This window comes from Kribbella sp. NPDC004875 (assembly GCF_042873375.1).
Taxonomy (GTDB): Bacteria; Actinomycetota; Actinomycetes; order Propionibacteriales; family Kribbellaceae; genus Kribbella.
In genome coordinates this window covers 705,388-728,264 of record NZ_JBIALI010000004.1, presented here as the reverse complement: position 1 = coordinate 728,264, position 22,877 = coordinate 705,388, and the positions used below count along the sequence as shown (strand labels likewise).

Annotated in this window: 27 protein-coding genes; 13 read left to right on the top strand and 14 right to left on the bottom strand. The window is 67.5% G+C overall.

The annotated features are described in order from the left end of the window. Positions 1–91 precede the first annotated feature (91 nt). The 4 genes from ACFYRH_RS25720 to ACFYRH_RS25705 all read left to right on the top strand — a co-directional run bounded on the left by ACFYRH_RS25720 (position 92) and on the right by ACFYRH_RS25705 (position 2,695). Positions 92–1,039 carry a helix-turn-helix transcriptional regulator gene (locus ACFYRH_RS25720; protein WP_387780256.1) on the top strand — a complete coding sequence of 316 codons (948 nt, stop codon included), beginning with the start codon at positions 92–94 and terminating at the stop codon, positions 1,037–1,039. A 31-nt stretch (positions 1,040–1,070) separates the two neighbouring features. Further along, positions 1,071–1,796 carry an alpha/beta fold hydrolase gene (locus tag ACFYRH_RS25715; protein ID WP_387780253.1) on the top strand — a complete coding sequence of 242 codons (726 nt, stop codon included), beginning with the start codon at positions 1,071–1,073 and terminating at the stop codon, positions 1,794–1,796. Beyond that, positions 1,784–2,083 carry a DUF1905 domain-containing protein gene (locus ACFYRH_RS25710; protein ID WP_387780250.1) on the top strand — a complete coding sequence of 100 codons (300 nt, stop codon included), beginning with the start codon at positions 1,784–1,786 and terminating at the stop codon, positions 2,081–2,083. The genes ACFYRH_RS25715 and ACFYRH_RS25710 overlap by 13 nt, the downstream gene beginning before the upstream one ends. 63 nt (positions 2,084–2,146) lie before the next feature. Continuing rightward, the gene (locus tag ACFYRH_RS25705) at positions 2,147–2,695 is read left to right on the top strand and encodes an isochorismatase family protein (protein WP_387780247.1); all 549 of its coding nucleotides are present in this window, start codon (positions 2,147–2,149) and stop codon (positions 2,693–2,695) included. Here the strand turns inward: ACFYRH_RS25705 and ACFYRH_RS25700 are convergent. The 3 genes from ACFYRH_RS25700 to ACFYRH_RS25690 all read right to left on the bottom strand — a co-directional run bounded on the left by ACFYRH_RS25700 (position 2,685) and on the right by ACFYRH_RS25690 (position 5,215). Then, on the bottom strand, positions 2,685–3,365 hold the full coding sequence (locus ACFYRH_RS25700) for an HAD family hydrolase (RefSeq protein WP_387780244.1): 681 nt from the start codon (positions 3,363–3,365) through the stop codon (positions 2,685–2,687). The genes ACFYRH_RS25705 and ACFYRH_RS25700 overlap by 11 nt on opposite strands. Further along, on the bottom strand, positions 3,350–3,991 hold the full coding sequence (locus tag ACFYRH_RS25695) for an HAD family hydrolase (RefSeq protein WP_387780241.1): 642 nt from the start codon (positions 3,989–3,991) through the stop codon (positions 3,350–3,352). Before ACFYRH_RS25695 ends, ACFYRH_RS25700 begins: the two co-directional genes overlap by 16 nt. A 279-nt stretch (positions 3,992–4,270) precedes the next feature. Next, positions 4,271–5,215, bottom strand: a complete 945-nt coding sequence (locus tag ACFYRH_RS25690) for an aldo/keto reductase (RefSeq protein WP_387780238.1) — start codon at positions 5,213–5,215, stop codon at positions 4,271–4,273. A gap of 511 nt (positions 5,216–5,726) precedes the next feature. Between ACFYRH_RS25690 and ACFYRH_RS25685 the strand changes: the two genes are divergently transcribed. Together ACFYRH_RS25685 and ACFYRH_RS25680 are read left to right on the top strand one after the other, a co-directional pair. Then, positions 5,727–6,035 carry a hypothetical protein gene (locus ACFYRH_RS25685; protein ID WP_387780235.1) on the top strand — a complete coding sequence of 103 codons (309 nt, stop codon included), beginning with the start codon at positions 5,727–5,729 and terminating at the stop codon, positions 6,033–6,035. 77 nt (positions 6,036–6,112) lie between these two features. Further along, the gene (locus ACFYRH_RS25680) at positions 6,113–6,865 is read left to right on the top strand and encodes an SAM-dependent methyltransferase (RefSeq protein ID WP_387780232.1); all 753 of its coding nucleotides are present in this window, start codon (positions 6,113–6,115) and stop codon (positions 6,863–6,865) included. On the opposite strand, the gene ACFYRH_RS25675 is transcribed toward ACFYRH_RS25680, so the two are convergent. Further along, a complete protein-coding gene (locus ACFYRH_RS25675; protein ID WP_387780229.1) occupies positions 6,836–7,312 on the bottom strand; it encodes an NUDIX domain-containing protein in 477 nt (158 codons plus the stop codon). The genes ACFYRH_RS25680 and ACFYRH_RS25675 overlap by 30 nt on opposite strands. A 101-nt stretch (positions 7,313–7,413) precedes the next feature. On the opposite strand from ACFYRH_RS25675, the gene ACFYRH_RS25670 reads away from it, so the two are divergent. The 3 genes from ACFYRH_RS25670 to ACFYRH_RS25660 are packed head-to-tail and all read left to right on the top strand — an operon-like array spanning position 7,414 to position 9,031. After that, complete coding sequence (locus tag ACFYRH_RS25670) at positions 7,414–7,809, top strand: tautomerase family protein (RefSeq protein WP_387780227.1); 396 nt, start codon at positions 7,414–7,416, stop codon at positions 7,807–7,809. Positions 7,810–7,814: 5 nt separating this feature from the next. Further along, positions 7,815–8,297: an NUDIX domain-containing protein gene (locus ACFYRH_RS25665; protein ID WP_387780224.1), complete on the top strand. Its 483-nt coding sequence runs from the start codon at positions 7,815–7,817 to the stop codon at positions 8,295–8,297. Beyond that, the gene (locus tag ACFYRH_RS25660) at positions 8,294–9,031 is read left to right on the top strand and encodes a DUF3626 domain-containing protein (RefSeq protein WP_387780221.1); all 738 of its coding nucleotides are present in this window, start codon (positions 8,294–8,296) and stop codon (positions 9,029–9,031) included. The genes ACFYRH_RS25665 and ACFYRH_RS25660 overlap by 4 nt, the downstream gene beginning before the upstream one ends. Here ACFYRH_RS25660 and ACFYRH_RS25655 read toward each other — a convergent pair. From ACFYRH_RS25655 to ACFYRH_RS25620, 8 genes are all read right to left on the bottom strand, one after another. Further along, positions 8,984–9,340 carry an ArsR/SmtB family transcription factor gene (locus ACFYRH_RS25655; RefSeq protein ID WP_387780218.1) on the bottom strand — a complete coding sequence of 119 codons (357 nt, stop codon included), beginning with the start codon at positions 9,338–9,340 and terminating at the stop codon, positions 8,984–8,986. The genes ACFYRH_RS25660 and ACFYRH_RS25655 overlap by 48 nt on opposite strands. Continuing rightward, positions 9,333–9,761: an SRPBCC domain-containing protein gene (locus ACFYRH_RS25650; RefSeq protein WP_387780215.1), complete on the bottom strand. Its 429-nt coding sequence runs from the start codon at positions 9,759–9,761 to the stop codon at positions 9,333–9,335. Before ACFYRH_RS25650 ends, ACFYRH_RS25655 begins: the two co-directional genes overlap by 8 nt. Positions 9,762–9,828: 67 nt before the next feature. After that, entirely contained in the window at positions 9,829–11,064 is a 1,236-nt protein-coding gene (locus ACFYRH_RS25645) for an RNA polymerase sigma factor (protein ID WP_387780212.1), read from the bottom strand. After that, positions 11,061–11,384, bottom strand: coding sequence for a YciI family protein (locus ACFYRH_RS25640; protein WP_387780209.1), 324 nt, complete (start codon positions 11,382–11,384; stop codon positions 11,061–11,063). Before ACFYRH_RS25640 ends, ACFYRH_RS25645 begins: the two co-directional genes overlap by 4 nt. Before the next feature lie 103 nt (positions 11,385–11,487). Continuing rightward, complete coding sequence (locus tag ACFYRH_RS25635; RefSeq protein ID WP_387780206.1) at positions 11,488–12,912, bottom strand: serine hydrolase domain-containing protein; 1,425 nt, start codon at positions 12,910–12,912, stop codon at positions 11,488–11,490. A gap of 55 nt (positions 12,913–12,967) precedes the next feature. After that, positions 12,968–14,710, bottom strand: a complete 1,743-nt coding sequence (locus tag ACFYRH_RS25630; RefSeq protein ID WP_387780203.1) for an ABC transporter ATP-binding protein — start codon at positions 14,708–14,710, stop codon at positions 12,968–12,970. Then, on the bottom strand, positions 14,703–16,451 hold the full coding sequence (locus ACFYRH_RS25625; protein ID WP_387780200.1) for an ABC transporter ATP-binding protein: 1,749 nt from the start codon (positions 16,449–16,451) through the stop codon (positions 14,703–14,705). Before ACFYRH_RS25625 ends, ACFYRH_RS25630 begins: the two co-directional genes overlap by 8 nt. Before the next feature lie 159 nt (positions 16,452–16,610). After that, positions 16,611–17,420: a phosphotransferase gene (locus tag ACFYRH_RS25620; RefSeq protein WP_387780197.1), complete on the bottom strand. Its 810-nt coding sequence runs from the start codon at positions 17,418–17,420 to the stop codon at positions 16,611–16,613. Between the two features lie 105 nt (positions 17,421–17,525). Here ACFYRH_RS25620 and ACFYRH_RS25615 point away from each other — a divergent pair, with 105 nt between their 5' ends. Further along, positions 17,526–18,170 (top strand): GNAT family N-acetyltransferase, encoded by a 645-nt coding sequence (locus ACFYRH_RS25615; protein WP_387780194.1) that lies wholly within the window; start codon positions 17,526–17,528, stop codon positions 18,168–18,170. A gap of 3 nt (positions 18,171–18,173) precedes the next feature. Here the strand turns inward: ACFYRH_RS25615 and ACFYRH_RS25610 are convergent, their stop codons facing one another. Further along, complete coding sequence (locus tag ACFYRH_RS25610) at positions 18,174–19,616, bottom strand: FAD-dependent monooxygenase (protein WP_387780191.1); 1,443 nt, start codon at positions 19,614–19,616, stop codon at positions 18,174–18,176. Between the two features lie 253 nt (positions 19,617–19,869). On the opposite strand from ACFYRH_RS25610, the gene ACFYRH_RS25605 reads away from it, so the two are divergent. Together ACFYRH_RS25605 and ACFYRH_RS25600 are read left to right on the top strand one after the other, a co-directional pair. Then, positions 19,870–20,637 (top strand): class I SAM-dependent methyltransferase, encoded by a 768-nt coding sequence (locus ACFYRH_RS25605; RefSeq protein ID WP_387780675.1) that lies wholly within the window; start codon positions 19,870–19,872, stop codon positions 20,635–20,637. A gap of 75 nt (positions 20,638–20,712) precedes the next feature. Beyond that, positions 20,713–21,381, top strand: a complete 669-nt coding sequence (locus tag ACFYRH_RS25600; protein WP_387780189.1) for a hypothetical protein — start codon at positions 20,713–20,715, stop codon at positions 21,379–21,381. 126 nt (positions 21,382–21,507) lie between these two features. Here ACFYRH_RS25600 and ACFYRH_RS25595 read toward each other — a convergent pair whose 3' ends face one another. Next, positions 21,508–22,170, bottom strand: coding sequence for a hemerythrin domain-containing protein (locus ACFYRH_RS25595; protein WP_387780186.1), 663 nt, complete (start codon positions 22,168–22,170; stop codon positions 21,508–21,510). Between the two features lie 61 nt (positions 22,171–22,231). Between ACFYRH_RS25595 and ACFYRH_RS25590 the strand changes: the two genes are divergently transcribed. Further along, complete coding sequence (locus ACFYRH_RS25590) at positions 22,232–22,864, top strand: TetR/AcrR family transcriptional regulator (RefSeq protein ID WP_387780183.1); 633 nt, start codon at positions 22,232–22,234, stop codon at positions 22,862–22,864. The last annotated feature ends 13 nt before the right edge of the window (positions 22,865–22,877 follow it).

The window sequence follows — 22,877 nt, the reverse complement described above, 5'->3', positions numbered from 1 at the left end:
CTCGATCGTTCCAGACAAAGCGCTCACGGCGTGCGCACTTGGTTCTGCGCTACGCTCGGTTCCGGACGGGACCCTTCCGGAATGGTGAATCATGGCCTACGACGTGAGCCCGACCGCACGGACCCTGATGGTCCTGGAGCTGATCCAGAACAATCCCGGGATCACCGCGGACAAACTGGGCGGCAAACTCGGCGTCTCCGAACGCGCCGCCCGCCGGTACGTCGCGATCCTGCGCGAGGCCGACATCCCGATCGAGTCCGTGCGCGGACCGTACGGCGGTTACCGGGTCGGGCGTGGGCTGCGGTTGCCGCCGTTGATGTTCAGCACGACCGAGGCGCTCGGGCTCGTGATGGCCGTCCTCGAGGGGCCTCGGGGCGCGGCGGATCCGGTGGAGAACGCGCTCGGCAAGATCATCCGGGTGCTGCCGGAGCCGGTCGCCCGCTCGACGGACGCGATCCGGCGGGTCAGCGCGCGCGGTCCCGATCCGGGTGCGCGGACGCCGGACCCGGAGATCACCGCGGCACTCGTCTCGTACAGCACGGCCTGCCGGCGCGTGACGATCCACTACCGGCGGCACGCGGACGAGTGGCCGATGGACGTCGACCCGTGGGCGGTCGTCGTACGGCGCGGTCGCTGGTATCTGCTGTGTTGGTCGCACGGGAAGGACTCGCAGCGGGTGCTGCGGGTCGACAAGGTGACGAAGGTCGAACCGCAGGACGCCGAGTTCACCCCGCCCGCGGATCTCGAGCCGCTGGCTGCCGTCGAGGAGCACCTCGCGATGGGCTGGAAGTACCCGATCGAGGTCGAGATCGACGCACCCCGCGCGGACGCCGCCTGCTGGATCGCCCGCAGCATGGGCCGCCTCGAGTCAATCGACGACACCCACACGCGGCTGATCGCCAGCACCAGCGAGCCCGACTGGTACGCGGCCCAACTGACGGCCATCAGGGCCTCGTACCGAATCCTCGCCAGCCCCGAAGTCCAACAAGCCTCCCAGGCCCTGGGCCAACGCCTCCTGGCCGCCAGCAACCTCTCGTGATGCGGCGCTGGGACGTGCGCGATGCGCCGGCGTGGCAGCACGCTGCGCGGGCGCGGGGATGTGCGTGATGCTCGCATGGGGCAGTGGCGATCGGCTTGCCCTCCTCGTCCACGGCATGCTCGGCGCCGCCACGCAATACCACCAGGTCGGCCCAGCGCTCGCGGCCCGCGGTTATCGCGTGCTCGCCGTCGACCTCCCCGGCCACGGCGACGCTGACCCCTGCCCCAACGCAACCATGGACGACTTCGTCACCACCGTGCTCGGCCACGGCGACGTGCACCTCGCCATCGGCCACTCACTCGGCGCGATCGTGCTCCACGACGCCCTGCCCCGCCTCCAGCCACGCCGAGCCGTGTACGTCGACGTACCCCTCACCGCCGGCAGACCATCACCGCCAGCCGAGCAACTCCGCCGCCACTTCACCGCCGCCCGCGCCACCCGCACCGAGTCCCACCTGCGCGCGACCCGCACCACCTGGTCCCCGGAAGACTGCCGAGTCGAAGCCGACGCGGCAGCGCGGTTCGACGTCGAGACCGCAGTGGCTCTCGAACGCTCCTACGTCGGGAAGGACGCTGAGCCACCCACGCTGCCGTCCCTCGTCATCCGCGCCGACCCAAGTAGGTATGTCTCGGCCGAGCGTTCTCAGGAACTGGAGGAGATGGGATTCTGTGTGCGCTCGGTCGTGGGCGCTGGACACTGTGTTTGGTACGGCCGGGTCGACGAGTTCTTGGGGGTGCTGGACGAATGGCTGAGCTGAACGACATCGAGTTCGCCGGAGAGATCTGGTACTGGCGCGGGCCGGCGCCCTGGTACTTCATCACGGTGCCGGAGGACGAGTGCGGGTACTTCGAGGCGGAATCGAACTTCGTCACCTACGGCTGGGGGATGATCCCGGTGACCGCCGAGATCGGCGCCAGCGTCTGGGACACCTCGATGTTCCCGAAGGACGGCGGCTACGTGCTCCCGGTGAAGGCGTCCGTACGACGAGCCGAGGACCTGGACGACGGCGACGTACCGACCGTGCGGCTGCGGCTCCGCACGTGACGAAAACTGTCGGCGGTCGGGTCTAACGTTCGGCGTACCTGTTGGGGGACCGAAGGAGCTGAGATGTCCACGCTGTCCGATCGACCGAACGCGGCCCTGTTGGTGGTCGACGTCCAAACCGGTGTCGTCGCGGAGGCCCACGAGCGCGACCAGGTCGTCGCGAACATCGGCACTCTGGTCGGCAAGGCCCGCGCCGGGGGAGTGCCCGTCGTCTGGGTCCAGCACTCGTCCGAGAACCTCGTGAAGGACAGCGCCGAGTGGCAGCTCGTCCCGGAGCTCTCGCGAGACGACTCAGAGGCGCTCGTCCACAAGACATACCCCGACTCCTTCGAGGCTACCGACCTGGAAGACGTGCTGGCCGGAGCCGGCATCGGTCACCTGATCGTGAGCGGCGCCCAGACCGACGAATGCATCCGCTCCACGATCCACGGCGCCCTGGTCCGCGGGTACGACGTGACGCTGGTCGCCGACGCCCACACCACCGAAGACCTCAGCGAGTACGGGGCGCCCACCCCGGACAAGGTCATCGCGCACACCAACCTCTACTGGCAGTACCACCGAGCCCCCGGCCGCACCGCCACCGTCCAGACCACCGACGAGGTCACCTTCTGACCACGTCCAACACCTGAGTCAAAGCCTGGACCCGCAGTACGTCGACCCCGTCGTGCGCACCGCTGCGGTCTACCAGCACACCTTGGATGCCCACCGCCAACGCACCCCGCACGTCGTTCTCCAGCGAGTCGCCGACCATCACAACCTCGCCCGCCGCGAGGCCGAGCCGCTGAAGCGCATGCCGGAACGCGCGTGGATCCGGCTTGCCCATCGGGAGCGTGTCGCCGGTGATCAGATCGTCGATCTCGCCCGCCAGCCCCAAGCGGTCCAGCTTGAACCGCTGGTGATCTCCGTCCCCGTTCGTGAGCACGACCACGCCGAACCCGGCCGCCCGCGCGGCCCGCAGTCCCGGCGGCGCGTCTGCGAACACCGTCCAGCCTGCCTCGTAGCGCCGTACATAACCGGCGAACATCGTGTCAGCCTCGGCATCGCTCACGTCCACACCGAGAAACTCCCGCACCCGCAGCCGGCGCTGCTCGGGGAAGGTGAGCTCCCGGCGCTGATATCGCCGGTAGTGCTTGTCGGACACCACAGCCCAGTCCGTCGCGACAGTTGGTCCGACGACGCCGTACTCCGCGGCCCACTCGACGACCGCGGCGGCTGCTGCTGACTGCTGGTCGACGAGTGTCCCGTCGAGGTCGAACAGGATGGTGTTCAGCACGCCAGCCACGATTCGAGGGTCGGGAGGATCGCTCGCAGGTCGGGGCCGGTGTGGTTGACGTGGGCTTGCGCGCGGGCCTTCTCGGCGGCGTTGAAACCGACAGCCAGGCCGACCTCGGCGAACAGCGGAAGATCGGAGCGACTGTCACCCACCGCGGCGCAGCGGGACAACGGCAGCCCGCGCGCCGCCGCGAACTCCCGGGCGAAATCGCGCTTGCGGTACTCGTCGCTACCAGTGAGCGAGATCCCGGTGTACACACCGTCGCGTACTTCGAGCGTCGGCCCCGAAGCCTCCACGAACCCGAACCGGTCGCACAGGAACTCGCCAACCGGCCGCCACGCCAGCGTCGCGAGCGCCGGTACGACGTCATGCTCGGCGCACCACTCGACGACCTCCGCGATGCCGTCCACGAGCGGAAGGTCCTCGAGCCACTCGCGGATCTGCGTCTCAGTCGCCCCGGCCCACCCGCGCGCGTCGAGCTCCTCGACGTACCGCGCTGAAACCAAACCCGCGTCCCACGCCGCCTCCGCCTCGGCGACCACCTGCCGGCTGCCGAGATACCCAGCGAGGTGAACCGCCGACGAGGTCCCCGGCACCAACGTCCCGTCCACATCGAAGAACGCAACAGTCCGCACGCCCGCGATCCTAGGCGCCGGACGCCTCTCCCGACGGGCTCGTCGAACTGGTGTGGACGACAGCCCCGCCAAACGGCTGCCGCAGTGGCTCCCGCCGACGCCAACGGCCGCCTTCCCAGCGACGCGACCGCGTGGATCCGCTGACCTGACGCATCAGATGAGGACCTCGGACAAGCAATAGCTTGTCCAAGGTCCGCACACACTCAGCGCGGTGGGCGGGAGCGCCGCAGTGCGGTGGGCGGAAGCGCCGCAGTGCGCCGCTCCCGGGCGCCCGTCGCGTCAGTCGAGTAGTGCGTCGAGTGTGGCTAGGTCTTCGGGGGAGAGGACCAGCTCGCCTGCTCGCAGGTTTTCCTCGAGGTGCTGTCGGCTTGATGTGCCTGGGATGGCGAGGACATGGTCGCCGCGGCTCAGCGTCCATGCCAACCGGACCTGCGCCGACGTCGCGCCGAGCCGGTCCGCGATCTCCTGGACCACACCCGCCGCCGGCACCGCGGTCGGCACCCCGCCGGCCTCGCGTGACTCGGCGGTCAGCGCGAAGAACGGAATGAACGCGATCCCGAGCTCACCACACAACCGCAGGATCTCGTCGTTCGCCCGCCCGAACCCGACGCTGTACCGGTTCTGCACCGCGACCACCGGCGCGATCTCCCGCGCCTCCTGCAACAGCTCGACGCGCACGTTCGACACTCCCAACTGCCGAATCATCCCCTTCTCCTGGAGTTCGGCGAGCACACCGAAATGCTCCGCGATCGACGGCAGCCCCATCTGCCGCAAATAGACGAGATCGAGCGCGTCGACCCCGAGCGCGCGCAGATCGTCCTCCACCAGCCCTCGCAGCTCGTCCGGTCGCGCCATCCCGTGATCGGTCGGCCCGACCTTCGTCGCGATCAGAAGCTCGTCCGGGTACGGCGCCAGCGCGCGCCGGATCACCTCGTTCGCCCAGCCCAGACTCTCGAACCGCGTCTGCCCGGCCGCCCCGTGGCTCGGGTAGAACGCGGCCGTGTCGATGTGGTTCACCCCGAGCGCGACCACCTGGTGGAGCAGCTCGACGGCCCGGTCCCGGGAGCCGGCCCCGCCGTCACCGGACCCCGCGAGCCGCTTCGCGCCGAACCCGATCCGCCGGACCGAAACGTCTCCGAGTCGCCAGAATTCGCCGGACTTGCTTTCCGCAATTCCTGATGATAGGTTTAATGGTAGAGAGACATTTCCCTGTGAATTCTGCATTCGGCCAGGATAAATTATCCGGGGAAATTCGTCCAGCTTTCTCCATACATTTTGTGCGCTGGTCTTCGCGAGTGGGACGCACCCGACGTCAGCACTAGCTCCTCGATGCGTGGCTGCCGTCCGCCGAGGTCGTGAACGACCACAGCTGGGGTCTCGTCGGCACGCTCGTGCTGGAGCTCACGCACGACGGTCAGCGCTAGATCGCGAAGGCCGGCGACGATGCCGACCATCACCTCGTCCGCGAGCTCCGGGCCGACCGCGTCTGGCTACGGCCCTGGAGCACCAATCGACGCGCGCCCGAACTCGTGCACGCCGACGACGACGCGAAACTCCTTCTCGCCCGATTCCTGCCAGGCGAGCAGGTCGAAGGTACGCCGTACGAATGGACGCCGGAGACTTATCGCCAAGCCGGTGAGCTTCTAGTGCCGTGACAAGACGGCATTCGAGCGGTTCACCCCTGATGTTGTCCCTGTGCAGTTGGCATGCCGCGTGGGAACGGACCATTTCCGAGGTGAACCACCCAAACGGCGCCACGACGGCGCGTGCAGCGCCAACTGAGGTCATCAGCCGCGCCGAGCTGCGCCCGGCGTACACCGGCCTGGTCCGCCTCGCCGCACAGCAGTTCCGCGTTGGCCCCACACTCGAAACGGCGTTCGTCGACGGCTACGGCGGCGACCCGAGGGGGCCGGCTGCCTGGTACCGCGCCCGGGTTCGCGAGGCCGTGAACACCGCGGTCTGGGCGCATCACGTCGGCGACGAGGCGTTCGAGCAGCTCCCGGCCGCAGGTCTGTACGGAGTTGTCGCTTTGGCCCAGGCCTAGCAGGGCCACCGGATGATCGCGGAAGCGCTCGCCGAAAACCCGTTGTGGGCCGCCCCGCGCGCTGTCACCGTCGCACCATGTCCAACGAACTCCTGCGCGAAGCGCTCACTCTCGACCGGTATCCCCGCTCGAACACCTACGACCAGCAGTGGGTCGTCGACAACCTCATGGGCCCGCATCCACTCTGGAGCGCCGAAGGCCTGATGCAGGTGATGACGCTCGAGCCCGGAATGCGCGTCCTCGACCTCGGCTGCGGTACGGCGCTCACGTCGATCTTCCTCGCCCGCGAGTACGACGTCGAAGTCTGGGCCACCGATCTGTGGGTCGACCCGACCGAGAACTGGCGTCGCATCCAGGACGCCGGCGCCGCGGGACGTGTCCACCCGATCCAGTCGGACGCGCACAAGCTTCCGTTCGCGCACGGCTTCTTCGACGCTGTCGTCAGCATCGGCGCGTACAACTACTTCGGCACCGGGGTCGACTACCTGGCGTACCTGACCGAGTTCCTCCGCCCGAACGGTCTCCTCGGTGTCATCGCCCCGGGCATCCGCACCGCACCCGACTTCACACCACCGGCGTACCTCGCCGACCGGTGGGGACCGGACCTCTGCACCTGGCTACCGCCGGACTGGTGGCAGCGCCTGTGGGAACGCACCAACCTCGTCACCGTCGACACCGCCGACATGCTCCCGCACGGGTGGACCGACTGGCTCCACTGGCTACAGACCTGCGCCAAGGTCGACCGCGGCTACGAGCCCGACCAGCGCATGCTCGAAGCCGACGAGGGCAACCTCCTCGGTCTAACCCGCCTCGTCGCTCACCGCAACTAACCCCTTGAGCCTGTCGAGCAGCTCGACCGGATAGATCCCGAAGCTCTCCAGGTCCTCGGAGTCGGCCCACCGAACCTCGAAGTGATTCGTCGCGCTGTGCGCCGCCGCCTCGTCCCCGGACAACTCAGGTACGCCGTCCACGTCGCGCACCAGGAAGTAGTACGCCGGCCGCCCGTTATGCGACCCGGTCCACAGCAGCCGGTCGACGGCCCCGGTCAGCGTGGTCTCCTCCTGGAGCTCCCGCAGAGCGGCGCCCGCAGCCGACTCACCCGTCTCCACATGCCCACCGGGAAGCACGGCGTACCGATGCCCTTCACAGTCCGGCCCGGGCGCGTCGGCGTACTCGCACATGACGCACTCGGTCGCGCTCGCCTGGCGTAGGTACCGCTTGATCACCAGTACTCTGCCCGCGTCGACGACGACGGCCGCGCCACGAGGGATCTTCATGACTGTGAAGTGTGCCCGAGCCCACCGACAAATTCGGTCGCCGGAGTGGCCGCTTCGTGGTGTGGTCAGGGCTGACACAACCCCGCGGAAGGATCCATGTCATGCCGAGCGCGCAGATCGAAGTACGCCGTCAGTACTCCGAGGCGGACGAAATCGCCATCATCGATGCCGTGCACGACGCGCTCGTCGCGGCGTTCCGGATCCCGCCGCAGGACAAGGACGTCCGGCTCGTGGTCCACGCACCGCACCGTTTCGCCTGCTCACCGCGCCTCACGCAGCCCGAGTTCTTCACCCTGGTCACGATCGACTGCTTCGCCGGCCGCTCGATCGACGCCAAGCGCGCCCTCTACACGAACATCGTCACCAACCTGAAGCCCTTCGACATCCCCGCCGACCACGTCACCATCCTCGTCCGCGACGCCCCCACCGAGAACTGGGGCATCCGAGCCGGCCAAGCCGCCTGCGACGTCGACCTCGGCTTCACCGTCACCGTCTGAGCCCGATGCATTCGACGCGCCACCTTACGTCGGTCTTCCTCGTCCGAGAGGACAAGGTTCTGCTGCTCTACCGGCGAGGTTCCCGAGCAATCACCGACTCATGGGTTGGGATCGGCGGTCACATCGAGCCCGCGGAGATGACCGATCCGGCGGCTGCCGCGCTCAGGGAGCTGGAGGAGGAGGTCGGCATCACGGCGCATGACGTCAGCGACTTCGCCCTGCGGTACACGGCGATGCGCGACACCGGCGCGGAGATCCGCTTCACGTTCTACTTCACCGCGACCCTCAGGACGGACGCTCCCGTCCCCACGGAATGCACCGAAGGCGACCTTTGCTGGTTCGATCTGAGCGTGGATCCGGCAACGCTCGTGATGCCGCCGACCGCACGGGTCGCCTTCGCCCACTGGCTGGCGACGGGGCGGCACGACGAGAAGCTGCGTCTGATCACCATCGATGCCGACGGACGAACAACCGGACCCGGCCGATGATCACGCTGCAGTTTCAGCCTGATTGGCCTCATGGTGGGCGGATGGTGATCGAGTCGCTGGCGGCGGATGGAGTTTATCGGTCGCAGTTCTCGACCGGGATTTCCAATGGCGGGCTGACGGCGTTTCCGGGTGGGGATCGGTGGCGGTGGGAGAGCCGCCTCTTTGACGGCAGGTACGACGAGAAGTCCGCAGCGGATCGCCCCATGTACGGGGTGTGGAATCGCCGGCGTGATCCGTACGGCGGGGCGGTTCGCTTCGGGTCGTCGTACCTTCGGTTGAAGCCTGACGTGATCGACCGCGCGACCTTCTGCTTCCCGGACTCCGCGCTGAATCCGGAGCGGGTCGGCGACAAGACGACGCTCCCGCATTTCTGCCGGCTCGCCGACGAGTCAGGCGCCGACGACCTGGATGAGTACGTCGAGGCGCACGTCCACGGACCCGTGCGCCTCGCGACCGACGTCGACGCGGTGGTGCTGGATCCGTCGTTCGCCGGGACCGCGGTCGAAGCGGCAGCGCGACGGCTCGGGTGCGCCGTCGAGTACCACCCGGGTTTCCGCGCAGACCCGCGCGTCTTCGACCCGGAGTACCGCGGGGCGCAGATCGTGGAGCTGGCGTGCTCTCTCAGCGACGAGCTGACTCCGGAAGTGCTCGGTCACGCGGCCCGCTCCGGCGTTCACCCGGCGCAGTCAGTCAAGCGTGTCTGGCATTGCCTGGCCCGCTTCGGGAGAAGCTAGCGTCGCATCGCGCAAGGCGGTCAGCGCGTCGGTCCAATACGCCTCATAACGAGCGATCCACGGACCGAAAGCCGACTCGAGACCGTCACGATCGATGCGATACCGCTGATTCCGCCCCGCTTTCTCAGCGACCACCAACCCAGCGGCGCGCAGCGTCATCAAATGCTTCGAGATCCCCGAGGTCACCAACGAAGGAAACTCCCCGGCGAGTTCGCCGACCGTGAGACTGCCGCGGTCCATCAGCAGATCGAGAATGCGGCGCCGGGTCGGATCCGCGATTGCCCGGAACGGATCCGTCTCGTCAGCCAACGCCGGTCACCGCATCCGCGAGACACTGCAGCACCTGGTGCCGGTCGGAGCCACGCTCGTACGCATCCCGGGTCCGCTGCCACGTCGGCGTACCGATCCCGGCGAAGCCGTCGTGCGTGAGCGTCACCTCGGTGCCGTCGCTCGCTGCCTGCAGCGTGATCACCAGCCGCCCGGGGTGCTCCCAGCCGGCGTCCTCCTCCATCCACGACAGCACCAGCCGTCCCTCCGGAACGAGCTCCAGTACGACGCCGCTGATCCACGTCACGCCGTCGGCCCCGAGCATCCGGTACGGACCGCCTTCCCGCAGTTCGATCGTCAGCGTCGGCGCGATCCAGCGCCGTAGCGCGTCCTCCGAGACGAACTGCTGCCAGACGACGCTGGGCGTCCGGGGGATCGTGATCCGACGTGTCACCTGTGGCATGAACTCGCTCCTAACGCCTTACCATGTAGTAATGCATTACCTCATAGTAAGGCGTCCTGCGCAACCGTCAGCCGAGCTGATCGCGACGCCGGCTCAGATAGGCGACCTCAGCGGTGTTCTCCGCCAGCTCGATCGCCTTGTCGTACGCCGCACGCGACTGCTGACTCCGCCCGAGCCGCCGCAACAGCTCGGCCCGAGTCGCGTGGTACGGGTGGTACCCGGCCAACTTGTCCTCGAGACGATCGACCGCGGCCAGCGCGACATCGGGCCCGTCGAGCTCGGCGGCCGCGATCCAGCGGTTGAGCGCGACGATCGGCGAGGGGTCGATGCGAACCAGTTGGTCGTACAGCGCGACGACCTGCGACCAGTCCGTGTCGCGCACGTCCCGCGCCGACGTGTGCACGGCGTTGATCGCCGCCAGCACCTGGTACCGCCCCGGCGCCACCCCGGCCGCGAGCCGCTCGCGCACCAGTTGATGCCCCTCGGCGATCAGTACGACGTCCCACGCGCCGCGATCCTGATCGGTGAGCGTGACCAGTTCGCCGCTCGCCGAGACCCGCGCCGTACGGCGGGCCTCGGTCAGCAACATCAACGCCAGCAATCCCGCGACCTCGCCGTTCGCCGGCATCAGCGTCCGAATCAGTCGCGTCAGCCGAATGGCCTCGGCCGTCAGTTCGTGCCGCACCGGATCGGTGTCCGGACCGCTGGCGAGGTACCCCTCGTTGAACACCAGGAACAGCACCGCGAGTACGCCGGAGACGCGTCGCGGCAGATCCTCCGCGGCCGGTACCCGGTACGGGATCCGCGTCGCCTTGATCTTCGCCTTCGCCCGCGTGATCCGCTGACCGACCGTGGACTCCTGGACCAGGAACGCCCGGGCGATCTCGGGCACCGTCAGCCCACCGACCATCCGCAGCGTCAGCGCCACGCGGGCTTCCATGGCGAGCGCCGGGTGACAGCAGGTGAAGATCAGCCGGAGCCGCTCGTCGTCGATCACGCCGAGAGGCTCGGGCGGGCCGTCGTCGGACAAGATCCGAGCCTCCTTGTGCTTGTCGTCGCGCTTGGCCTCACGCCGGATCCGGTCGATGGCCTTGCGGTTCGCGGTCGTGGTCAGCCAGGCGCCGGGATTCGGCGGTACGCCGTCGTCGGGCCACCGCGTGACAGCGGTCGCGAAGGCCTCCGCGGCCGCCTCCTCCGCGATGTCCAGGTCACCGAAACGCTTGGTCAGGGACGCGACGATCCGCGCCCACTCCTCGTGGTGAGCACGGGTGATCGCCTCCTGGACAGCGCTGTCAGAACTCACAGGAACGGCCGCACCTCGAGCTTGCGGTTACAGGCCTTGGACGCCGCGGTGGCGAGCTTCAGCGCCACGTCGAGATCCGGCGCCTCGAAGATCCAGAAGCCGCCCAGGTACTCCTTGGACTCCAGGAACGGGCCGTCGCTGAAGTACGGCTCGGCACCCCGGCCGTCGATCACCGTGGAGGTCGCCGGCGCGTCGAGTCCGCCGGCGAACACCCAGTGCCCGTCGGTCTGCAGCTGCTCGTTGAAGGCGTCGACCGCGGTCAGCTCGTCCGGTGTCGCAGACCGCGTCTTGTCGTCGATCACCGAGATCAAGTACTGCATGCGTCATCTCCCGTGCTCCGTGCCGCCCGTCCTGGACGGCCACTTCACCCCTGCAACGAACACCGACAGCCCGATCCGACAACTGACCCGCCGCCAATTCTGCCTAGGCGACGTCCGGTCGCGTCATCAACGGCGCGCGCACATGCAACTCCAGGTTAGGACCAGTCAGGGGTACGACGTTCCACGTCGCCACCGCTGTGCCCGCAGCGGAGTCGAGCACGAGCCGGACCCGGTGTGGAGTGGTGATGACGAACAGGTCGGCGATGAAGGTGTCACCCTGCCAAGCGCCGGACGCGACGACCGGGCGGCCCAGTGGTGAGCTCTCCCGCCATTCTTGATGGCCGACCGCGACCTCGAGTGCGGCGCCGAGCCTGACGACCCAACTCCCTTCCGCCGGTTCGACCGCTACCGTGATTCCTGCAGGCAGTGCCGAGCCCTCAGGGGACGCGTCAAGGGTTGCCTTGACGGAACGCCCCGGGTCGGCCGAACCCGGCACGACGTCGAACGACAGCTGCCGCAGCCGCTCAGCGAGGATCTCGTCGTTCTGAGCGCTTGCCGGATCATTCAGGCCGGGCAACAGACACTCCCAGACAAGACCCGGCAGCGCGTCCGTCGGATCGACGGCACCCGTGATGGCCACCACGAGGTCGTGCTCCGGGACAACCACGCAGTACTGGCCGAAGGAACCGTGACCGTGGTAGCCGTGCCGCGACATCCAGAACTGGTAGCCGTACCCGCAGAGGAAGTCAGGGTTCTGCGACCAGCCCGGAAGCGGCACCGTGTCGACGTGCCGGCTGGTCGCGAGCTCGACCCACTCGCGCGGGACGAGCTGGCGGTGGCGCCAGACGCCTCCACGCAGCAGAAGCTCACCGAAGGCGGCAATGGCCTCAGTGGTCAGGTGCAGTCCGTGGAACCCGAACGCCACGCCGCTCGCCACCCGGTCCCACTCGGCGTGGTCGATGCCCATCGGCCCGAACAGCCGCTCGTCGAGGAACCCGGGGAGGTCACGACCGGTGACGCGCTCCACCATCCGCGCCAGGAGGAACGTGGTCGAGTTGTCGTAGGTATGCCGCGTCCCCTCCGGCTCGGCGAACGGAAGGCGCAGGAAGCCCTTCACCAGATCGCCAGGTTCCAGCTGCCAGGCCTGCTCGAGGCTGTCCACGCCGTGTCCGGCGGTCATCGACAGCAGATGATGAACGGTGACGCGGCGCCCCTGGTCCGAGACGTCGTCCGGCACATGGTCAGGCAGCACGTCCACCACCCGGTCGTCCAGGGACAGCAGCCCGTCGGAGATCGCGAGCCCGACGGCGATCGCGGTGAACGACTTCGTCAACGAGTACAGGAGGTGCGGGCGCTCGGCGGAGTACGGCGCCCACCAGCCTTCGGCGACGACCTGGCCGCGATACACGATCATCAGCGAGTGGCACTCGACGGATCGCGCCTCGAGCCGGTCCAGCAGCGCGGCGATCGCTGTGGAGGACACACCCGCGGCGGCCGGTGTCGAGCGGGGCAACAGTGGAGACGGCATTGGCGCACCATAAGTCGCACGGGATCCCGCGGCACGTGTTTTTCAGCAGGCGTGACTACCCGGGCCGATCTGTTTCGGCGTGCCAGGCCCGCCAGAGTTGCCCGTAGACGCGTCCCGCGCTGACGAGTTCGTTGTGGGTGCCGAGCTCGACGAGTTCGCCCGCTTCCATCACGGCGATGCGGTCCGCGTCATGCGCTGTCTGGAGTCGGTGGGCGATCGCGATCACCGTGCGACCCCGCAGTACCGCTGCCAGCGACTGTTCCGTTTGCCGGGCGGTCTTGGGGTCGAGCAGCGAGGTGGCCTCGTCGAGGATCAGCGTGTGGGGATCGGCGAGAACGACGCGGGCCAGCGAGAGTTGCTGGGCGCTGGCGTCGTCCAGTTTCGTGTCCAGCTCGGTGTCCAGCTCGCTTGGCAGGTCGTTCGACCAGCCGACGGCGGCGAGTGCGGCGTACAGCTCCTGATCGGTCGCGGTCGGCTTCGCGATCAGGAGGTTGTCGCGGAGGGTGTCGTGAAAGACGTGATGGTCCTGCGTGATCAGTACGACGTGTTCGCGGAGCTGGTCGGGCGGGAGGTCGGCGACCGGCGTACCACCGATGGTCACCGACCCGATGTGCGGGCGATCGAGACCTGCGAGCAGCCGTGCGAGGGTCGACTTCCCGGCTCCCGACGTACCGACGATCGCCAGGCGTTCGCCGGGCTGAACGAGCAGATCGATCCCGTGGAGTACGTCGCGAACGCCCGTGTAGCTGTAATGCGCATCGGTGACCCGGATCCGATCCCCGTCGACCCGCAGGGTACGGCGGGTCTCCGTCTGCGGGATGTCGGCGAGCCCCTCGACGCGCGCGTACGAGGCGCCGGCGCCTTGGAGCTGTTCGATCCAGAGCATCACGGTGTCGAGTGGGCCCACCAGCTGACGCAGATAGACCGTCGCGGTCACAACGACGCCGAGGCTGACGCGGTCGTTCGCGTACAGCGCGCCGCCGATCAGCAGTACGCCGACGACGGGCAGCGCCAGCGCGATCTCCGACCACGGGAACAGAACGGTCCGCAGCCACAACGCCTTCAGACGCGCGGACCGCGCCTGAGTGACGGCAGCCTCCGTGGCCTGCGTACGGCGATCTTCGAGCCCGAGCACCTCGATCGTACGGGCGCCTTTCGCAGTGCCCGCGACCACGTCGGCCAGTTCCGCGCCGGTCGCAGCCACTGCCAGGTACGCCGGCCGCGCGCGCCGTACGTACCAGCGAATGGCCGCGCCGACACCGATCAGGCTCAGCAACCCGCACAGGCCGAGGCGCACATCCAGGACCAGTACCGCGACGATGAGGAACAGCGCGTGGACGCCGGCGACCAGAACTTCGGGCACCGCGGACCGCAAGGTGGTGGCGACAAGTGACGAGTCGGTGCTGCCCCTGGCGATCAGATCGCCGGCCGGGAGATGATCGGCCACCCGCGGGGGCAGTGCCAAAGTCCGGAGGAGGAATCGCTCCCGAACGCGTGCGGCCGTTCGCTCGCCGAACCGGTAGCCGATCTTGAGCGCCCACCACGTGAGCACGGTCTGCACGACCGTGAACACGAGCGCGCCGAAGGCGAGCCGATCCACGGTGCCGAGCACATCGCCGGAGCCGGTCCGGATCGTGTCGATGATCCGGCCGAGCAGCCACGGCCCGATCAAACCTGCCGCGGACGCCAGCGCGTTCACCAGCACGAGCCCGATGACGGTACGGCGGTCCGCGCCGAGGTCACGGATCGCCGCAGCGCGGACTTCGGCAGGCCCCGCGATCGGCAACTGGTTAGTCATCGGCACCGTCCTGGGCGCGGGACACCAGTTCGCGATAGAAGGAGTCGCCGCGGAGTAGTTCCGTGTGCGTCCCGACCGCCGTCACCTTGCCGTCGGACAGCACGATGACCTCGTCGGCGCGGTCCAGCACGAGCGGCGACATGGTCGTGATCACCGTCGTCGTGTCGCGCCGCGCCTCACGGAGGCGGTCGATCATGGCGGACTCGGTGTTCGCGTCGACCGCCGAGGTCGGCTCGAGCGCCAGCAGGATGTCGGGCGCCGCGTACACCGCCCGAGCGAGCCGGATCCGCTGCCGTTGACCACCCGAGAGATCACTCCCACCGGCGGCGACGGTGGCGTCCAGGCCCCCGGGCAGCGCCTCGACGACGTCCTCGGCGACGGCTACCCGGAGCGCCGCCTGGATCAGGCTGTCGTCAGGCTCCAGCCGTCCCGCGACGATGTCGCGTACGGTGCCGGCGAACACCTCGGCATCGTTGTCGGCGACAACCAACCGGAGCCTGAACTCGTCTCGGGCGACATCGTCGACACGTACGCCCGCCCAGGTCACCGCAGCGTCCGTATCGGCGTCCAGCTGCCCAAGTCGCTCGATCACCGCGCGCGCCTCCGCCGGCCGCGGAGCGACCAGGGCCGTGAGTAGACCGGGACGAACGATCACGCCCGAGTCGGGGTCGGTCAACGGACCACAGCCGCGGGGGAGCGGCACCGGAGCGGGAACGTCGTGCCGAGCGACCGGCAGGTTGAGCAGGTCGATGATCCGTTGACCGGCCACCCGAGCACGGGCGATGTCACCACCGGCCTCGATGAAAGCCGCCACGGGTACGACGAGCACAGCGACGTACCCGTAGACGGCGACCACGTCGCCGATCGTGATGGCGCCGGTCGCAGCCATCCGGGCGGACAACCACACGACTGCGGCGAGGAAGAGTGCGGGCAGGCCGGTCGACATCGCGCCGACCCAACTCGCGGGCCCGGCGACGCGGTAGCCGTGTCCGACCAGGGTTTGCGACTGATCGGCGTACCGCTCCGCGACGAAGGTCTTGCCGCCGAGGCCGTTGAGGACGCGCAGGCCCGCCAGTACGTCGACCAGGCGGGTCGTCAACCTGCCTTGGTGCACGCGGTACTCGCCGCCGGTGCTTTCGATGCGCTGCAGGAACGGGCCGACGGCGATCCCGACGAGCGGGACCCCAGCGAGAACCACGGCGGCCAGCAGCGGTGAGATCGCGAACAGGAGGGCGGCGACCACGACGTACGCGACGACCGCACCGACGCCCGGACCGGCGACCGTGAGCGCCTGCGCGACCGTGTACACGTCGGCGATGCCGACCGTGACGACTTCGCCGGCACTCAGACGACGGCCCAATGACGCGCCCAGGCGGGACGTGTGCCACACGGTCGTCCGGACCGAGCGGAACGACGCGTCCATCCGGACCTTGGTCATCGTCCGGTGCCGTGCGATCGACAACAGCGCATTGAGCACGAAGGCCGCCAGCAGAACCAGCGACCAGCCGACGAGCGCGGAGGTGTCGCCGGCGACCAGTCCGTCGTCGACCGCGTGGGACAGCACCCACGGCGGCACTGCCAGTCCGACCGTCCAGCAGGTGCCCAGTACGGAACCCCAGGCGATCCGCCGCGCCTGCGATCGGGTCAGCCAGAAGAGGAAGCGGTACGGGTTCGCCAGATCCCGGGCTGCCGGCGGCGCCCACGTCTCGTTCGTCCTGTCCAGCCACTCACGAATCGGCACCATCGATCACATCGACTGCCGTGCGCAGTGGCTCGTCATGCGCAGATCGTAACCACTTGTGATTACGTTCACAAGATCGTTCTCGCCGTACCCGCGACGGTCTACTCGATCCATGCGCCGTCGTTCGCATCCCAGCCATCAGCCAGCGGCCGGGTCGCGTCATCGGTTCCTTCCCGCGCTGCGATCTGGAGTGAGCAGGTCGCGGTGTTCGAGAACCCAGACGATTTCCTCTCTGTCCCGGTCGAGGGCGCCGTCGAGGACCCAGGTGCGTTGCGGCTCTTGTCCGTCCTCCGCGAGTTGCCTCATCAGATCGGAAGTCGCCTGCATCCGAGCGGTGACCGCGTCGACAACATCGAAGACCGGGAGGTCGCCGTACGCTTCGAGGAACACGGCGATGCGATGACGACGGTCGGGGATCTGCGGGAAGTGATGCCAGTCGAGAGTGAACTCGTCGGAGCGCAACGGGACGAACCAATGGAGCGCGTACGCAATGTCGTCGACGCGCGGGCCGGGGTGGAGATAGTCCCAATCGATCAAGCCGACCGCGGTGTTGTCGTTCCAGACGAAGTTCCACGGACCGGGATCGCCGTGGCAGTAGACGATGTCGTCGCCGGGGACCTCGGGCGCACCCCAGACCGCGTCGGCCGGCGGCTGCCACGGCTTGCCGGCGTCGTGGATCCTTCGCAACAGCCGCGCGGCCGAGGCGAGCCCATCGTCTGTGTGCTGGTGGTACCAGCCGTCCCCGCCGCTCGCGCCAGGTAGGTATCGGAGGGACTCTGTGCCGCTTCCCAATTCCACGGGTTCGGGAACGCAATCGACGCCTTGGTCCCGGAGGAAGCGCAGGTAGTTCTGGATGGTCGCGGATGCTGTACTCGCGGGCCGCGTCACGAGGCCGTCGGCGATGTGGACCGGCCGCGTCTCGGCGTTGACTTCCGCGGCGCGAGCCGCCGCCTCGAATGCGTCGCTCATCCCGGCACCCTGCTCTGTCGTCGGGGGCTCCGCAACTCGATATCGCGTCGGGAGAGTTCGAAAACGGTGTGCGCTGTGGCGGACCGGTGGAGTTGAATCGGCTGCATGACGAGCTATCCGCTTCTTGACGTGCGGGTCACCACGCCGAGGCTGGAGTTGCGTGGGGCAACAGACGACCTGCTGGACGAGCTCGCCGATCTGGTCCGCGCTGGTAAGACGGCCGCCGAGCCTGCGCCGTACGACGACCCGATCTCGCTCTACGAGCCGGATCCCGACGAACGGGTAGCCAAATGGATGCGGGCGATCTGGCGTGGCCGGGGCCGGGTTGAGCCGGAGGCCTGGCGGCTGTACTTCGCGGTCGTTGTCGACGGTCGCGCCGTCGGGATGCAGGACCTCTGCGGCGTCAACTTCTCGACGCTCGGCACAGTCACCAGCTTCTCGTGGCTGGCCGACGACCAGCGCCGTCGCGGACTCGGCCGCGAGATGCGCGCGGCGATCCTGCACCTCGCGTTCGACGGGCTCGGTGCGAAGGAGGCGGGCAGCGACGCCTTCGTCGACAACCACGGCTCCAACTCGATCTCACGGGCTCTCGGGTACGAGCCGAACGGTTCGGACTGGGCCACCCGGCTGGGCGAACCAGGCCTGCTGAACCGGTGGCGGCTGACGCGAGACGTGTGGGAGCAACGACGCCGAGACGACATCGTGCTCCACAACGTCGAGGTTTGTCAGAAGTACTTGCCGCTCTCCTGATCGTCAGCCGGCGGGCCTGCCGAACCAGCGGGTCAGGTGATTGTCGAGGTCGTGCTGGTCGTCGCCGATCCAGGCGACATGACCGTCCGGGCGAAGGAGGAGGCACGGGACGTCCAGCGCCGCGGTGGGATCGGCGAGGTAGTCGACGCGCTCCGACCAGCCGCCGACGGTCAGTTGTCCGGTGCGGTCGAGCAGCAGGCCGCGGCCGCGGTGCAGCTGGTCGTAGAGGCTGCCTTGCTCGAGTTCGATATCGCGTTGGCGGCGGCCGAGCAGATCGGGGCCTTCGCCGAATTCGTAGCGGATGTCGATCGCGGTGATCTTCTTGATCAGGTAGCGGTTCACCTCGTCGAAGTCCATCAATTCGGTGAGCAGTCTGCGGACGGCCTTCGGGCCTGGCTCCGTGGATAGCAATTCCATTTGCGCGCGCGTGTTGTCCAGTACGTTCTCCGCAACTGGGTGACGTTCCGCGTGATAGGTGTCGAGCAATGGTTCCGGCGCCCAGCCGCAGAGCTGCGCCGCCAATTTCCAGCCCAGGTTGAATGCGTCCTGAATACCCAGATTCAGCCCTTGGCCGCCGGTCGGTGGGTGAATATGTGCTGCGTCGCCTGCCAGTATCACCCGGCCGACGCGATAACGTTCAGCCAGGCGGGTGGCATCGCCGAAACGCGACAACCAACGAGGGGAGTGCACTCCGAAGTCGGTGCCGGCGATGGCGCGCAATGCCTCCTGGAAGTCCTCAAGGGTCGGGCATCCCGAGCTTACTCCCGCAACCGGGATCACCACTCGGTAAACCCCGTCACCGAAGGGCCGCATACTGAACGTCTTGTGGTTCTCCTGGATTTCCGCCACTTTGGTGACGATCTCGTCCTGCGGTGCACCGACTTCCAGCTCGCCCATCAATGTTTCGTTCCGCGAGGGCACGCCGGGAAAGCCAACGCCGAGCACTTTCCGCACCGTACTGCGCGAGCCGTCACACCCGACGAGATAGCGACATCGCACTTCTTCCCCGTCAGACAATTCAACCGTGACACCGTCGTCGTCCTGCGCAAAATCGACTACTGCCGCGCCGCGTCGAACCTCCGCGCCGAGGCCGATCGCATGCTCTTCAAGCAAGCGAACAACAACCGGCTGCGGTATGCCCAGTAGATACGCCTGCGCAGACTCCAGATTGTTGGGCGCAGGCTTGTTGATAGCGGCAAAGAATCCGGCCACCGGACGCCGTCGACCGTTTTCGAGCAGACGATCCAGCAGCCCACGCATCGCCATCAACTCAAGGCTGCGAATATGCAGCCCAACGACACGTACAAACGAGGCGGGCTCGGTTTCTTTCTCGAGAACGAGTACTCCCACATCGTGCAACCGCAGTTCAGCAGCCAACATCGCGCCAACCGGTCCACAGCCCGCGACAATCACGTCGTACTCGCCGTGCAGCGATGAAGTATCCATAGGTATGACCTTCCAGGAGTGCCTTGATCATTTGGCGCTCCGGCGACACCTACGTCAATCGCCAACCGTGACAGACCGGGGGAGCGCCCACAGCAAATACCACCAACATGGGGCCCCACCTCCTCAACCAACGCCACGACCACCCGCAACCTACAACCCCCATCATCACCCCGTCGAACGCTTATCGCTGACCGCCGATTGGGTCTGGGGGAGATGCTCCTTCAGTACGCCGACTATGGTCTGTCTCGTGGCGATGTCAGACGACGTACAGGCAACTGGTTCGGACGGGCCGGGGGAGTCGAGCCGAGCGTGGCTGGAGCTTGCTCCGGACTACGAGCGGGCTCGCACCAAGGAAGACTCGCTGGATCGGCTCGTCGAGTGGCCGGCGCAGCGTGAACTGCTCGGCGACGTCACCGGACGGTCGGTGCTCGATCTCGGCTGCGGGAACGGCAGCAAGCTCGCCGAACTGGTCCGACACGGCGCGACCAATTCGGTCGGTATAGATGTCAGCGGCAACTTCCTCGAGGACCCGCCGTCCGGCCTGCAGCTCATCCGAGGCGATCTCTCCGAGCTGGATTCCCTGCCTGAGCTCGGCGGCGGCAAGTTCGACCGGATCCTGTTCCTGCAGTCCTTCGGTTACGCGAAAGATCCAGTCCGCGCCCTCAAGACAGCCCGCGCAATGCTCGCCGAGGACGGCTTCATCCTGCTCACCAGGACGCAACCCATCCGGTACGCCGTGGAGCGGGCCGAACAGAACGGAACGACATTGGGGGAGGAGTACTTCACCAGTGCGCCACACTCCTACGTCAGCGGCTGGAACGACCACATCACCCTGACCAAACGCCCGTACACGATGTCCGACCTGCTGAACACGTTCAGCGCCGCCGGCCTGTGGATCGAGACCACGCTAGAACCTCAGCTGTCCGAAGCGGCCCGAAGCCAGTACCCACACAAACAAGCCTGGATGAACAAGTACCTAGGCATCCTCATCTTCAAGCTCAGACCCCATTCCACGAGCTAAACCCAGCAGCCACCGGGATGACCAGCAAGGCCGGGTATTTTAACCACCATGATTCAGTTCTCTGGTGAGTACTAGGTGGTACGCCTCCTCGCGCTCGTCGCCGTCCTCACCCTGACTGCCTGCACCACGCAGCCCGACACGCCCGCACCCGTCCCAACCCTGACACCAACAGTCGTCCCACTGAGGGTCAACGAGGCGATGAAGGCGGCGCTCGTCGTGAGCGATTTGCCAAAGGGCTGGGACGGCGGGGTTGCGGTGGATCCCACGCCGACCCCCGGCGTTCGGGCTCAGTACGATCCGCCCGAGTGCCTGACGTTCCGGCATCCGACGGATATCTTGGGCAAGCCGGCGACGGCGGTCCGGGGCCAGTATTTCACCAGAGAACAACTGCAGTGGGTGACCGAATCGGTGTGGTCCTGGCCGACACAGTTGGACAAGTTCATATCCGATCTGACGAGCCAGTTCACGAAATGCTCGAAGTACACGATGGTGCCTCCGGGCCAGGAGACGTACTACTGGGTTGCAAAGCAGCTGCCTGTCCAAGGACTCACCAACGCATTCGCGGTCCGCTACGACACCTCGATATCCGAGGACGGGATCGACGCGATCAGCGACTACGTCGCCTTCGTCGTCCGAGGTGGCACCGTGGTCGAACTGGACGCCGAAGGTGACGAGATCACCGACACGGTCTTCATCCAACTCGTCCGAAAGGCCGCTGCGCGACTCGACGCGGCAGCCGGCTAGCAGAGCACCGGCAGAGACACATCCCGCACTGGAAAGTCGTCGGGTCGAGTCGTGGCCGCCCGATGGTGGAACCGTTGACCGGCGAGCAGGTCAACGGGGGGGTACTGGGGTGCTCACCCCAGGGCGCTACGCGACCGCGAGGGATCGGCGTGCTTTCGTGTACCTGCGCATCAGCACCGGGCGAAGCCAGCGCACGGGAGGCGGGAAGTTCGCCATCATGATGTCGTAGCCCTGGGCCTGGGACGGGTCGACCATCAGACCCAGAACCCACTCCGGGCCCGACTTCGGCGCGCCGGCGACGACTGCCTTGCGGAGGGCAACGATTTCTTCGGCAGAAAGGTCGGGAAACAGCCCCTTCAGCACCGGTTCCTCGGTATTCAGATGGCCGGCCAGTACATCGCGGACCTCGATCGCGGCTGGCAACAGCGCAACGGCACGGGCGGTGGTTTCGCCGGCCGCCGCATCGCGTAGCGAGGCGGCCTGGTCGAGAAGTCGCTCCAATGCCCTGTCGAGCTTGTCGTGATCGACCGACAGCGCGTCCAGTTGCGTCACGATGTCGGGGAAGCGGGTCCGCAGGACCGGCCAGAACAGCTCGTCCTCGCTCTCGTGGTGATGATGAATGAACGCTGATTGCCAGGTGATCAACCCGGTCAGCGTCGCGACCCGGGCCGGACGACCGTCGATCAGCGCCTGGAGCGCGTCGACCACCAGCGCGGTACTTCGTCGCATGATGGTGTGCACGGCGATCAGTTCGTCGTACAGCCGCAAACCCTCGGACTGGTCAAGCACAGGGGAACTCCAATTGAGGTGAAGGTGTTTCTAATGATTTCCTCAGCGTAGCCTAGGCCGCATGACACCTCGCTCGTACCACTCCCCGCGTCGGCGAGAAGAGGCCATCGATACCCGGCGCGACATCGTCGAGGCGGCTCGCCGCTTGTTTGCGGCGAAGGGGTACGCGCGGGTGCCGGTGACCGAGATCGCTGCGGCGGCCGGGGTTTCGGTGAAGACCGTCTATGCGAGCGTCGGGAGCAAGGCCACGATCTTGACGGAACTCATCAGCGTCAGCATCGTGCAATCCGACGCGGAGGCGGCACTCCAGCGGGTTCGGGAATGCCGGGATCTGGCTGGAGCGGTCGCCGAGGTGGCCGCCGGGACGAGGCGGGCGAACGAGGCGCTGCAGGACGTCGTCGACATTCTCTACTCCGCGCTCGGTGCGCACGAGGTCGCCGACAAAGCCTGGCAGGACAGTACGACGGACTACCGGGCTGCGCTGCAGGCTGCGGCCGATCACCTCGTCGCGCTCGCATTGGTCAGGGACGACGTGAGTGCATCGAAGGTTGGGGACGTACTGTGGCTGTCGTTCGGCTTCGCGGCATGGCGGACGCTGGTTCGCGACTGCGGGTGGTCGTGGGAGGCTGCGGAGGAGTGGTTGCGGGACCAGGCCGTCGTGGCGCTGAGCGTTGGAAATTCGAGTGGTCGGTGACCCGGCTCGCTCG